Annotated in this window: 13 protein-coding genes; all 13 read left to right on the forward strand. The window is 43.8% G+C overall.

The window, feature by feature from the left end:
• The first annotated feature begins 13 nt into the window (after nucleotides 1-13).
• The 13 genes from fliN (at nucleotide 14) to AB4140_RS11470 (ending at nucleotide 12,547) form a co-directional block, all read left to right on the forward strand.
• The gene (gene fliN, locus AB4140_RS11410; protein WP_076540237.1) at nucleotides 14-397 is read left to right on the forward strand and encodes a flagellar motor switch protein FliN; all 384 of its coding nucleotides are present in this window, start codon (nucleotides 14-16) and stop codon (nucleotides 395-397) included.
• A gap of 27 nt (nucleotides 398-424) precedes the next feature.
• The gene (gene fliO / locus AB4140_RS11415) at nucleotides 425-853 is read left to right on the forward strand and encodes a flagellar biosynthetic protein FliO (protein ID WP_372000991.1); all 429 of its coding nucleotides are present in this window, start codon (nucleotides 425-427) and stop codon (nucleotides 851-853) included.
• The gene (gene fliP / locus AB4140_RS11420) at nucleotides 853-1,599 is read left to right on the forward strand and encodes a flagellar type III secretion system pore protein FliP (RefSeq protein ID WP_102439495.1); all 747 of its coding nucleotides are present in this window, start codon (nucleotides 853-855) and stop codon (nucleotides 1,597-1,599) included. Before fliO ends, fliP begins: the two co-directional genes overlap by 1 nt.
• 18 nt (nucleotides 1,600-1,617) lie before the next feature.
• Complete coding sequence (fliQ, locus tag AB4140_RS11425; protein WP_372000993.1) at nucleotides 1,618-1,875, forward strand: flagellar biosynthesis protein FliQ; 258 nt, start codon at nucleotides 1,618-1,620, stop codon at nucleotides 1,873-1,875.
• Between the two features lie 16 nt (nucleotides 1,876-1,891).
• Entirely contained in the window at nucleotides 1,892-2,695 is an 804-nt protein-coding gene (gene fliR, locus AB4140_RS11430) for a flagellar biosynthetic protein FliR (protein WP_372000995.1), read from the forward strand.
• Nucleotides 2,696-2,702: 7 nt separating this feature from the next.
• Nucleotides 2,703-3,833 carry a flagellar biosynthesis protein FlhB gene (flhB, locus tag AB4140_RS11435; RefSeq protein WP_102439497.1) on the forward strand — a complete coding sequence of 377 codons (1,131 nt, stop codon included), beginning with the start codon at nucleotides 2,703-2,705 and terminating at the stop codon, nucleotides 3,831-3,833.
• A gap of 115 nt (nucleotides 3,834-3,948) precedes the next feature.
• Nucleotides 3,949-6,048 carry a flagellar biosynthesis protein FlhA gene (flhA, locus tag AB4140_RS11440; protein WP_102439498.1) on the forward strand — a complete coding sequence of 700 codons (2,100 nt, stop codon included), beginning with the start codon at nucleotides 3,949-3,951 and terminating at the stop codon, nucleotides 6,046-6,048.
• 30 nt (nucleotides 6,049-6,078) lie between these two features.
• Nucleotides 6,079-7,464, forward strand: a complete 1,386-nt coding sequence (gene flhF, locus AB4140_RS11445) for a flagellar biosynthesis protein FlhF (protein ID WP_102439499.1) — start codon at nucleotides 6,079-6,081, stop codon at nucleotides 7,462-7,464.
• Nucleotides 7,465-7,468: 4 nt separating this feature from the next.
• Complete coding sequence (locus AB4140_RS11450) at nucleotides 7,469-8,350, forward strand: MinD/ParA family protein (RefSeq protein WP_076540438.1); 882 nt, start codon at nucleotides 7,469-7,471, stop codon at nucleotides 8,348-8,350.
• Entirely contained in the window at nucleotides 8,343-9,062 is a 720-nt protein-coding gene (locus tag AB4140_RS11455; RefSeq protein WP_102439500.1) for an RNA polymerase sigma factor FliA, read from the forward strand. The genes AB4140_RS11450 and AB4140_RS11455 overlap by 8 nt, the downstream gene beginning before the upstream one ends.
• Nucleotides 9,063-9,103: 41 nt before the next feature.
• On the forward strand, nucleotides 9,104-9,487 hold the full coding sequence (gene cheY / locus AB4140_RS11460) for a chemotaxis response regulator CheY (protein ID WP_076540257.1): 384 nt from the start codon (nucleotides 9,104-9,106) through the stop codon (nucleotides 9,485-9,487).
• A 14-nt stretch (nucleotides 9,488-9,501) separates the two neighbouring features.
• Complete coding sequence (locus tag AB4140_RS11465; protein WP_102439501.1) at nucleotides 9,502-10,239, forward strand: protein phosphatase CheZ; 738 nt, start codon at nucleotides 9,502-9,504, stop codon at nucleotides 10,237-10,239.
• Between the two features lie 16 nt (nucleotides 10,240-10,255).
• Nucleotides 10,256-12,547 carry a chemotaxis protein CheW gene (locus AB4140_RS11470; RefSeq protein ID WP_372000997.1) on the forward strand — a complete coding sequence of 764 codons (2,292 nt, stop codon included), beginning with the start codon at nucleotides 10,256-10,258 and terminating at the stop codon, nucleotides 12,545-12,547.
• The last annotated feature ends 8 nt before the right edge of the window (nucleotides 12,548-12,555 follow it).

The following is a 12,555-nucleotide window of genomic DNA, read 5'->3' on the forward strand; positions in this document are numbered from 1 at the left end:
TAAGGTGAAATAAATGAGTGATACCGATGATTGGGCTGCAGCAATGGCAGAGCAGGCACTTGAAGAAGCAAAAGAAGCTGAACAAGTCGCCCTTGATGAACTGGTAGATGAAGCCGCGCCAATCTCGCATGATCAAGCTGAAAAGCTCGATGCCATTATGGATATACCGGTAACGATTTCGATGGAAGTCGGTCGCAGTTTTATTAGTATTCGTAACTTGCTGCAACTGAACCAAGGTTCGGTGGTCGAGCTAGATCGGGTGGCGGGTGAGCCCCTTGATGTTATGGTAAATGGCACGCTTATCGCTCATGGCGAAGTGGTTGTGGTGAATGACAAGTTTGGTATTCGTCTGACAGATGTGATTAGCCAAACAGAACGCATTAAGAAGTTAAAGTAATCGAACAAGCATTAAGGATTTAACCCTGTGTTGAATGTGTTCTCCTCGCTAGCGTTAGCTAGCTCTGCGCTTACTGACACGGCAACAACCGCAGTTGCCACAACCGTGTCTAAAGCCCCAGAAACATCAAATGTGGCTGCGCTTTCAAGCATGGTGGGCGGGCTTATTCTCGTTATCGCCATCATCTTTTTACTGGCATTTATTGTCAAAAAATTAAACTTAGTGCAGTCAAATCAAGGGGTGATAAAAACCATTGCCATGACGCCACTTGGTCAAAAAGAAAAGCTGGTTCTGGTTGAGCTTGAAGGTCAGCAATATCTGTTAGGGGTGACCTCACAGCAAGTTAACCTTATTGATAAGCTAGACACAAACGTTGAAATAGAAAGCACTAGTTTTGCCACTCGTCTCAAGCAAGCCAAAGCGCAAGCAACAGTCAAGGCCAAGGATCTGCAATAATGAAAAGATGGATAGTGCTGGCTTTGTTGGCTGGATTAATGTTCACGCCAGTTAGTTTTGCAGAAGATGGCTTACTAAAAGCAGTGACAGTGACTGCAGGGGCTGACGGCAGTACCGAATATTCAGTCACTATGCAGATTTTACTGCTAATGACGGCCATGAGCTTTATTCCAGCAATGGTAATAATGCTGACCTCATTTACCCGCATCATCGTGGTGCTATCAATTTTGCGCCAAGCATTAGGTTTGCAGCAAACCCCATCAAATCAGGTGCTCATTGGCATTACCATGTTCATGACCTTTTTTATCATGGCGCCAGTATTTGATAAAATTCATGCTGAAGCGGTAAAACCTTACATGAATGAAACTCTGACAATGCAGCAAGCCTTTGAAGTGGGTAAAGAGCCCTTAAGGCAGTTTATGTTGGCGCAAGTCAGAACCACAGATTTAGAAACCTTTGTCGAAATTTCAGGTTATACCGATATCACTTCCCCTGAGCTGGCTCCGATGAGCGTTTTGATACCAGCGTTTATCACCAGTGAGCTTAAAACCGCGTTTCAAATTGGCTTTATGTTATTTGTGCCATTTTTGGTATTGGATTTGGTGGTCGCCAGTATTTTGATGGCAATGGGTATGATGATGTTATCGCCGATGATTGTGTCCTTGCCCTTTAAAATCATGCTGTTTGTGTTGGTTGATGGTTGGGGCTTAGTACTGGGCACCTTGGCCAGTAGTTTCGGCACTTAGGTTTAGGGAGCAGGGCTAATGTCACCAGAGTCATTGATTGATATTTTTCGTGAGGCGCTGTCCGTTATCGTGCTCATTGTCTCGGCTATTATCTTACCGGGTTTATTTGTCGGTTTGATTGTGGCGGTGTTTCAGGCTGCCACCTCCATTAATGAACAAACCTTAAGTTTCTTACCGCGTCTATTAATGACCCTGTTTTCACTGATGTTTTTAGGCCATTGGCTGGTGCAAACCATGATGGATTTTTTCTATAATATGGTGGATATGATCCCGTAGGTTATAGGTTAGGTCATTGGATATTCTGTTCGAGGAAATTAGCCAAACCATTGCCGCCTATATTTGGCCGCTGTTTCGTATTTCTTCAATGCTAATGGTAATGACGGTCTTTGGCGCCAATACGACTCCGTCGCGGATCCGCTTATTATTGGCGATGGCCATCACCATTGCCGTTGCGCCGGTACTGCCAAAAACAACATATGTGGAGCTATTTTCATTAACTGCAGTATTTGTTTCAGCTCAGCAGATTTTAGTGGGCACAGCTATTGGTTTTGTGACCATTTTAGTGATGCAAACTTTTGTATTAACAGGGCAAATTATTGGTATGCAAACCAGTTTAGGCTTCGCTTCCATGGTGGACCCAGGCTCCGGTGAGCAAACCCCGGTAGTGGGTAACTTCTTTTTATTGCTGGCGACCTTGATTTTTTTAAGTGTAGATGGTCATTTATTGATGTTTAAAATGCTGGTGGCCAGCTTTGAAACCATTCCGGTTTCAACCGAAGGCTTTAGCATTGCCAATTATAAAAAACTTACCGAGTTTGGCAGTTATATGTTTGGCGCGGCGTTAACCATGTCAATATCAGCGATTGTGGCATTATTGCTTATTAACCTCTCGTTTGGAGTAATGACCCGGGCTTCACCGCAGTTGAATATTTTTGCCATCGGTTTTCCAGTGACTATGGTCAGTGGCTTATTTATTCTCTGGCTGACCCTAGGCCCTATCATGTCTCATTTTGATCAGGTGTGGCTGCAAGCCCAGCTGCTGATGTGTGATATTTTACAACTGACCTGTCACATTGACGGTTCCATAAGCCAGTAGGGACAAGATGGCAGAAGATACCGGTCAAGAACGCACCGAGGACCCCACCGCCAAGCGACTGGAACAGTCCCGTGAAAAAGGTCAGGTCGCCCGCTCTAAAGAGTTAGGAACCGCAGCAGTATTATTAGCATCTGCTGTGGGGTTTGCGTTTGTTGGCCAAGATCTGGCGCGCAGCTTACACAGCGTGATGACGCAAATGCTCACCATGGAGCGGGATCAGATCTATGACACCAACTCTATGTTCCTAGTTTGGGGGGTTATTGGCGCTGAGCTTGCTTGGCCATTATTCAGTTTCATTGCTTTTCTCGCCTTTATTGCCTTCCTTGGCAATATTGTCTTAGGCGGTATTACTTTTTCAGTTAAAGCTTTTATGCCTAAGGGCAGTAAAATGAACCCTGCTAAAGGCTTTAAAAGAATGTTTGGCACCCAGGCCTTAGTTGAACTAACTAAAGGTATTGCTAAATTTTTGGTGGTGGCAATATCGGCGTATTTTTTATTGTCGTTTTATTTTTACGATATTTTGACCTTATCTATGGGTCATTTACCGGGAAATATTTACCACGCGCTGGATCTATTGGTATGGATGTTTATTTTATTGTGTTCATCAATGCTATTGATCGTGGTGATTGATGTGCCATTTCAAATATGGAACCACAATAAACAGCTTAAAATGACCAAACAAGAAGTTAAAGACGAGTATAAAGACTCTGAAGGTAAGCCTGAAGTAAAAGGCCGTATTAGGCAATTGCAGCATGAGATGGCCAATAAACGCATGATGTCTGAAGTGCCCAATGCCGATGTGATTGTGGTTAACCCAGAGCATTACGCTGTGGCAGTAAAATATGATGCCAGTCGTTCATCTGCGCCATTTTTAGTGGCAAAAGGGGTTGATGATGTGGCCTTTAAAATTCGCGAAATAGCCCGAGAGCACGAAGTGCCAATTGTATCAGCGCCGCCGCTAGCCAGAGCCATATATCATACAACTAAAATTGACCAACAGGTACCGGAAGGACTATTTACCGCCATTGCACAAATCTTAGCTTACGTATTTCAGTTAAAACAATACCAAAAGGGTCGCGGTAAACGTCCAAAACCTATTCCGCTCAATCAACCTATTCCGGATGATTTAAAACATTAGCTGCGGTGTTTTTAGGCACTCAAACCGCAACAGCTGCTATTAACTAATAGCTTGGCTTAGTAATTGCATTTCGCTGATGTCAGCGTCAAAAATATTACGAAAGGGTTTACGGTTAATGGATGTAAAGACAGCGCTAGGTCAAGCAAAGCAAATACGATTTAGCACATTCAAAGGTATTGGTACCCCTTTATTGGTGCTGGCTGCATTAGGTATGGTGGTATTGCCGATGCCGCCATTTCTGCTTGATATTCTATTCTCCTTTAACATTTCCCTCGCTTTAATCGTGTTACTTGTCGCTATTTATAGTGATCGCCCACTAGATTTTGCCGCATTTCCGACTGTTTTACTGGTGGCCACCTTATTACGCTTAGCATTGAATGTGGCCTCAACACGAATAGTGTTACTTGAGGGGCATAACGGTGGTGACTCCGCGGGTAAAGTGATTGAAGCCTTTGGTTCGGTGGTGATTGGCGGTAACTATGCTGTGGGTTTAGTGGTGTTTTTAATCCTGATCATCATCAACTTTGCCGTAGTAACCAAAGGTGCGGGGCGTATTTCAGAAGTGAGCGCGCGTTTTACCTTGGACGCCATGCCGGGTAAACAGATGGCCATTGATGCCGATTTAAATGCCGGCACATTAACTCAAGATCAGGCACGTATTCGCCGTGCTGAAGTGACGAAAGAAGCTGACTTTTATGGCGCGATGGACGGTGCGTCAAAATTTGTGAAAGGGGATGCTATTGCTGGGATTATGATTCTGGTGATTAATATCCTTGGCGGTTTTGTCATCGGCATGGTGCAGCACGGCTTGGATTTTTCAAGCGCGGTGGAGATTTATACCTTACTGACCATTGGTGATGGTTTGGTGGCGCAAATACCCGGATTGCTTTTATCTATCGCCGCCGCCTTGATGGTGACGCGCCAAAATGAGTCTGGCGATATGGGCGGGATGATGATCAGCCAAATGTTCCATAGTCCTAAGTCTATGGCCATTGCATCAGCCGTGCTTTTTGTTATGGGTGTTGTACCTGGTATGCCACATTTCGCGTTTTTAACGTTTGCATTTATTACCGCAGGCGCAGCTTACTTTATTTATAAACGCAATAACGACAATAAAACCCTTGCGCTAGAAAAAGCAGTTAAAGGCCCAAGCGATGTCAAAGAGGCTGAGCCCAAAGAGCTAAGCTGGGAAGATGTACATCATGTAGACACCATTGGCCTTGAAGTGGGCTATCGACTTATTCCGCTGGTAGATAAAGGTCAAGGCGGCGAGTTACTCAGTCGAATTAAAGGGGTACGTAAAAAATTATCGCAGGAATTGGGCTTTTTGGTACCGGCAGTGCATATTCGTGACAACTTAGATTTATCCCCCAACTGCTATCAAATATCCTTAATGGGCGTGGTAGTTGGCGAAGCAGAAGTAAGACATGATTGCGAGTTAGCGATTAATCCAGGTCAGGTTTACGGCAAGCTTGATGGCATAGAGACCAAAGATCCAGCTTTTGGTTTAGAAGCCGTTTGGATAGCTCCAGCGCAACGTGAACATGCGCAAACATTAGGTTATACCGTGGTTGATACCGCGACTGTTGTTGCTACTCATATAAGCCAGTTACTGACCAATAATGCGGCTAAATTATTGGGCTATGAAGAAGTGCAGCAGTTAATGGATATGCTATCGAAAAACTCGCCGAAGTTAGTGGATGGCTTTATACCAGACGTTATGCCGCTAGGTTCAGTGGTAAAAGTGATGCAAAACCTTCTTAATGAAGGAGTTTCTATCCGAGACTTGCGCACAATCGTGCAAACACTGTTAGAATACGGCAGCAAAAGTAATGATACTGAAGTGTTAACCGCTGCAGTACGTATTGCCTTGAAACGAATGATAGTGCAAGAGATCTCTGGGCCCGAATTGGAAATCCCTGTCATAACATTGGCGCCAGAGTTGGAACAGATGTTGCACAAGTCTATGCAGGCAACCGGCGGTGAAGGGCCCAATATTGAGCCAGGCCTTGCAGAACGTATGCAGAAGTCATTATTAGATGCTTCTCAGAAGCAAGAAATGGTCGGTCAACCAGCCATTTTATTGACATCAGGCATGCTTAGGTCAACTTTGTCGCGGTTTGTGAAATACACCATTCCTAATTTACGGGTTATTTCTTACCAAGAAATACCCGATGAAAAGCAAATACGCATAGTATCTGCAGTTGGGCAATAGCAATGACTTTCAGTTTGAAAGAGGTACGTAGTGAAAATTAAACGATTTTTTGCCAAGGATATGCGCTCAGCATTAGCTCAAGTCAAAGAGACTTTGGGCTCTGACGCGGTGATCATGTCGAATAAGAAAGTAACTGGTGGCATCGAAATTGTTGCAGCAGTTGACTACGATGAGCCTAAAGTTGATGTTGCAGTAAAATCGCCCGTTGCAGCCTTTATGAATGTGACTGAAGACCGTGTGTCAATTGGTGCTAATAAACCTGCTATTAAAGCACACACTAAAGTCAGCCCACCGCCAGTAGCTGATTCATTACAGGCGTTATTAGAAAAGCAGCATAGCCGCCTGCAGCAACAAATTTCCCAGCAACATGAAGAGCCGGAATTACCAGATTGGGCTAAACAGTTAGAAGCAAGCAAACCTGCAGCTAAAGAACCAAGACAGCATCAGCAACACATTGAGCCGTCTAGATCTCCAAATAAAGGTCATTCAGCTGAAATGGAAGCAATGCGCGAAGAGATGGCGTCACTGCGTGGTTTGCTAACTCATCAAGTTTCTTCATTAATGAAAGAACAGAAAAAACGCACCGATCCTGTGGGCGCGATGCTTGAAAGTAAATTAATTGCCGCAGAGTTCTCGCCTGCTGTCGCTGCCAAGTTATCCAGCCTAAGTCAGCAGTTTTCTCCCGCCGATTTAGTCAGAGCCTTACCCCAAAGTTTGGCCAACCTGCTCGATAACCAAGGTGACGATATTGTGCGCACTGGTGGCGTAGTCGCATTTGTCGGTCCAACTGGTGTCGGCAAAACCACTTCATTGGCTAAAATTGCTGCCAGATTTGCCGCTCATCATGGCCCAGAACAAGTTGCGTTAATTACCACAGATCATTATCGTATTGGAGCCTTTGAGCAATTGGCAACTTATGGCAAAATAATGGGCTGTCCAGTTAAACAAGCACATGATTTAACTGAATTAGAACAAATTCTTTATCAGTTTAAGAATCGTAAGTTAGTATTGATTGACACTGCGGGTATGGGGCAACGAGATTTACGCCTTTATCAGCAGTTAGATGATTTGATGGCAAACACCAGAATACCCATTCGTAGTTATTTGGTGATGTCGGCAACCTCTCAACGAAGAGTGTTACTCGATGCCGTAGAACATTTTAAAAGAATCCCGTTATCTGGGTGTATACTGACAAAATTAGATGAGTCAGTATCTATTGCTGGCGCATTAAGTGTATTAATCCAAAATGGGTTGCCACTAAGTTATGTTACTGATGGGCAACGTGTTCCAGAAGATATGCAGGTTGCCGATACGCTTTCATTAGCAAGACAAGCGTTAGCAGCACTTAACGAAACAAAACCTCAAACGTCACCTGACACTGCGTGGTCAAATGACATGGCCTATGCATTCGAGTAAAGATATGACCCGAGATCAAGCAAGTGGTTTACGTATGATGAATCAACCAAATAACGATAAAGTAAAAGTAATTGCAGTCAGCGGTGGTAAAGGCGGCGTGGGTAAAACCAGTGTGTCGATTAATACCGCGGTAGCACTTGCTGAGAAAGGCAAACGGGTTTTAGTACTCGATGCCGATTTAGGACTCGCCAACGTTGATGTGATGTTAGGTATTCGAGCTGAGAAAAACTTATCTCACGTATTATCTGGCGAAGCAGAATTAGACGACATTATTGTTCGAGGCCCGAAAGGCATTGGTATTGTACCTGCCACATCAGGCACTCAAGCGATGGTGGAATTGACCCAAGCGCAACATGTTGGATTAATTCGTGCCTTTAGCGATATGAAAACCCAGTTTGATATTTTAATCGTTGATACCGCAGCGGGTATCTCTGATATGGTGCTGAGTTTTTCCCGTGCCTCACAAGATGTATTGATTGTAGTTTGTGATGAACCGACATCAATAACCGATGCCTATGCCCTGATCAAAATATTAAGTCGTGAGCACGGTGTGTTCCGCTTCAAAATTGTGGCAAATATGGTGCGCAGTTTGCGAGAAGGCATGGAGTTATTCGCCAAGTTAAGTAAAGTAACCGATAGATTTTTAGATGTGGCTTTAGAGCTTGTTGCGACAGTGCCATTTGATGAAAATTTACGTAAATCAGTACGTAAGCAGAAGTTGGTTGTGGAAGCATTTCCAAAATCACCAGCAGCCATTGCTTACCACGGTTTAGCCAATAAAATCATGAGCTGGCCTGTGCCACAGCAGCCTGGTGGTCATCTAGAGTTCTTTGTTGAACGTCTTGTTCAGCGCAAAGAAGTAAAAGAGGATACACCGAGTGAATAAAGCCGCCGCGTATACTCAGTTTGATAATAAAACCTCAATTGTTGAACAGTATGCACCGCTGGTAAAAAGAATTGCACATCATATGTTGGCAAGGCTGCCAGCATCGGTACAACTTGATGACTTATTGCAAGCTGGGATGATGGGGCTGCTGGAAGCATCATCAAAGTTTGATGGCTCTAAAGGCGCCAAATTTGAAACCTTTGCTGGGATCCGAATTCGTGGTTCGATGATCGACGAAATTCGCCGTGGTGATTGGGTGCCGCGCTCGGTACATCGTAATCAACGCCGTGTTGCACAAGTTATCGATGAACTGGGTCAAGAATTAGGTCGTGATGCCAGAGATACTGAAATCGCAGAAAAATTGGAAATATCTCTTGAAGAGTATCACCATATTTTAAACGATGTTTCAGTAGGAAAAGTTATTGGGATTGAAGACTTAGGTGTTTCAGAAGATGTGATTGTGTCTGATGAATTAACTGAGGATGAAAGTTTTGATTCTTTAGCCGAAGTGCAGTTTAAATCGGCATTAGCACAAGCAATTACCACATTACCCGAAAGAGATGCGCTAGTTTTGTCGCTATATTATGACGAAGCGTTAAATTTAAAAGAAATCGGTGCCGTTCTTGAGGTCAGCGAGTCGCGTGTTAGCCAGATTTTAAGTCAGGCAATGCTGCGTCTCAAAGGCAAACTCAAGCATTGGACACAGGTATAATTACTAATAAGAGCAACGAATTAAGCTCACCGGAGGAAACCTTGGACAAGAATATGAAGATACTGATTGTTGATGATTTTTCAACAATGAGACGTATCATAAAGAACTTGTTGCGAGACTTGGGATTTAATAATACTCAAGAAGCAGATGATGGCAATACCGCACTACCGATGTTACAAAAAAGCGATTTTGACTTTGTCGTAACCGATTGGAATATGCCGGGTATGCAAGGGATTGATTTGTTAAAAGCCATTAGAGCTGACGATTCATTAAAACACTTGCCAGTATTAATGGTAACAGCAGAAGCAAAACGTGAACAAATTATTGCCGCAGCGCAAGCTGGCGTTAATGGCTATGTGGTTAAACCTTTTACCGCAGCAACGTTAAAAGAAAAACTCGATAAAATCTTTGAACGTTTAGCCTAAGCAAAGGATAAGTTATGCAGGCAGCAATATCAGGGCTCATAGATCTTGAGCAAGCCCAGCAACTTGTTAAATTGCTTGAAGATGGACAACAAGAGCAAGCTGATGCGGTCATTCGTGACCTGTCAGTGCCAATACAACGTGAACTGTTTGATGAAGTTGGCAAGCTGACCCGTCAGTTACACAGTTCACTAAATGACTTTCAATTGGATACCCGTCTGGTTGAACTTGCTAACCATGAAATACCCGATGCAAAAGAAAGACTCAACTTTGTCATTGATATGACAGAGCAAGCTGCAAATAAAACCATGGATGCAGTTGAAGAATGTTTACCTTTGGCCGATACAATAATAAATAACATTCAATCGGTCACGCCAATGTGGGACAAATTGATGCGTAGGGACATTTCCTTAGTGGAATTTAAGTCCTTGTGTCATGACGTTCAACATATCATGTCCCATAGCGAACATGATTCAAATCGACTAAGAGAACTGCTCAATCAAATATTGATGGCGCAAGATTTTCAAGATTTGACTGGCCAAATGATCCGCCGAGTTATTGACTTAGTCATCGAAGTTGAAAGCAGTTTAGTGTCTATGCTGACAATCTTTGGCGAAAATGCAGCCGACTCGGATCGAGTCATTGATGATAATAAAATTGAAGCAGAAGGCCCTATCTTAAATGCTGACACCCGCGAAGACGTGGTGACTGGCCAAGATGAAGTGGATGATCTGCTATCAAGTCTGGGTTTCTAATTAGGAGTCAAATTTAATGTCTTTTGATGTTGATGAAGAGATACTCCAGGACTTTTTGATTGAAGCTGGTGAAATTTTAGAGCTTCTACAAGAGCAACTCGTCGCTCTTGAAAATAATCCTGATGATGCTGATTTACTGAATGCGATTTTTAGAGGTTTTCATACTGTAAAAGGTGGCGCAGGCTTTTTGAGCTTAGGCCCTATGGTCGATGTGTGCCACGAAGCTGAAAATACCTTTGACTTACTGCGAACGGGTAAGCGTCAAGTAAATGCCGAATTGATGGACATCATTTTGCAAGCTGTTGATGCGATTAATTCGATGTTTGCACAGACCCAGCAAGGTCAGCCACAAGATGATGCCGACGCCGACTTATTAGCTCGTTTAAAGCTGTTAAGTTCTGGAGCGCCATTAGCCTCAGAGCTTGCCAGCACGCCCGAAGACGCTTTAATTGAAGAGGCTTTAATTGAAGAGGCTTTAATTGAAGAGGCTTTAATTGAAGAGACTTTAATTGAAGAGACTTTAGCTGAAGTTGAGCCGATTGCTGAAGACTCTGAAGCATCAGTGGGCTCTATTGATGATATCGACGAGAGTGAATTTGAAGCCTTACTCGATGCACTTCATGGCGCAGGAAACAGTCCTACCTCTAATTCAACAAAAGACCTTATTGATGATACCTCGAGTGCTTCAGTCGCTAATGGTGACACTGCTGTTGCCAGTGATGAAATCAGTGATGATGAGTTTGAAGCCTTACTGGATGAATTGCACGGCGCTGGTAGTTTTAAAGCCGCGAGTACCCCAATTGCAGAAGTAAAACCTGCGGTAATAGAACAAGATCCAATTGTTGATGGCGATGATATTACCGACGATGAGTTCGAAAAGTTATTAGACGAATTACATGGTAAAGGTGCCGCTCCTCAGGCTGTTAGCCTAGCGCCTTCAGCAGTTACTCCCGCAACTCCTGCAACTCCCGTTTCAATGCCCGCAGATATTGCGCCATCAAAAGCCGTCTCAAACACAGCTGCGCCAGCACAGCCAAGTGCGACAGACACAAAACCAGTGCCAGCCGCTAAAGCTGCCGCGCCAGTAAAAAAAGCAGAACCTGCTAAAACCCAAGGTGCCATGCCACAGGGTGAAACCACCGTAAGGGTTGATACTTCACGCCTTGACCAAATTATGAATATGGTTGGTGAGCTGGTGCTGGTACGAAACCGCTTAGTGAGTTTAGGTATTTCTCGCGATGATGAAGAAATGTCGAAAGCACTTGCCAATTTAGATCTGGTTACTGCCGACCTACAAGGCGCGGTAATGAAGACCCGCATGCAGCCAATTAAGAAAGTATTTGGCCGCTTCCCAAGAGTGGTTCGCGATTTAGCCAGAACACTGAATAAAGAAATTGATTTAATCATGGTAGGTGAAGATACCGATCTTGATAAAAATCTAGTTGAAGCACTGGCAGATCCATTAGTCCATTTAGTACGTAACTCGGTTGATCATGGCATTGAAATGCCTATTACTCGCGAAGCGAATGGCAAACCAAGAACCGGTACGATAACTCTTTCTGCAAGCCAAGAAGGCGACCATATTCTTCTTAAAATTGAAGATGATGGCGCAGGGATGGATGCCGATAAGCTAAAAGAAATCGCCATTAGCCGCGGGGTTCTAGACGAAGAATCAGCCGCAAGAATGACTGATAATGAAGCTTATAACTTAATTTTTGCCCCAGGTTTTTCAACCAAAGTTGAAATTTCAGATATTTCAGGCCGCGGCGTTGGAATGGACGTGGTGAAAACCCGCATCAGCCAATTAAACGGCACAGTGCATATTGATTCGGTAAAAGGCCAAGGCACCATTTTAGAAATTAAAGTGCCACTGACATTAGCGATTATGCCCACATTAATGGTGGATGTTGCTAAGCAGGTGTTTGCCTTACCGCTTTCAAGCGTTAATGAAATTTTCCACCTCGATTTAACTAAAACTAATGTTGTCGATGGTCAGCTCACCGTCATAGTGCGCGATAAAGCCGTGCCACTGTTTTATTTAGAGCAATGGTTACATCGCAACAAGACCACGCTTACTCATGGCGATAAAAAGCAAGGCCATGTAGTGATTGTGCAACTTGGAACCATGCAAATTGGTTTTGTGGTTGATGCATTAATCGGTCAAGAAGAAGTTGTGATTAAGCCTTTAGGCAGTATGCTGCAAGGTACGCCGGGTATGGCAGGGGCAACAATTACCTCCGATGGAGGTATTGCATTGATCCTTGATGTACCGGGTTTATTAAAATATTACGCCAAAAGTAAAAGATAAAATTCCAA

Origin of the sequence: Shewanella sp. 10N.286.51.B2 (assembly GCF_041469265.1) — a bacterium.
Classification (GTDB): Bacteria; Pseudomonadota; Gammaproteobacteria; order Enterobacterales; family Shewanellaceae; genus Shewanella.

Coding starts and splice junctions, on each gene's coding strand:
- flhA (WP_102439498.1), top strand. CDS start 3,949: ATGGATGTAAAGACAGCGCTAGGTCAAGCAAAGCAAATACGATTTAGC.
- AB4140_RS11470 (WP_372000997.1), top strand. CDS start 10,256: ATGTCTTTTGATGTTGATGAAGAGATACTCCAGGACTTTTTGATTGAA.
- fliP (WP_102439495.1), top strand. CDS start 853: ATGAAAAGATGGATAGTGCTGGCTTTGTTGGCTGGATTAATGTTCACG.
- fliQ (WP_372000993.1), top strand. CDS start 1,618: ATGTCACCAGAGTCATTGATTGATATTTTTCGTGAGGCGCTGTCCGTT.
- fliN (WP_076540237.1), top strand. CDS start 14: ATGAGTGATACCGATGATTGGGCTGCAGCAATGGCAGAGCAGGCACTT.
- AB4140_RS11450 (WP_076540438.1), top strand. CDS start 7,469: ATGACCCGAGATCAAGCAAGTGGTTTACGTATGATGAATCAACCAAAT.
- flhB (WP_102439497.1), top strand. CDS start 2,703: ATGGCAGAAGATACCGGTCAAGAACGCACCGAGGACCCCACCGCCAAG.
- AB4140_RS11465 (WP_102439501.1), top strand. CDS start 9,502: ATGCAGGCAGCAATATCAGGGCTCATAGATCTTGAGCAAGCCCAGCAA.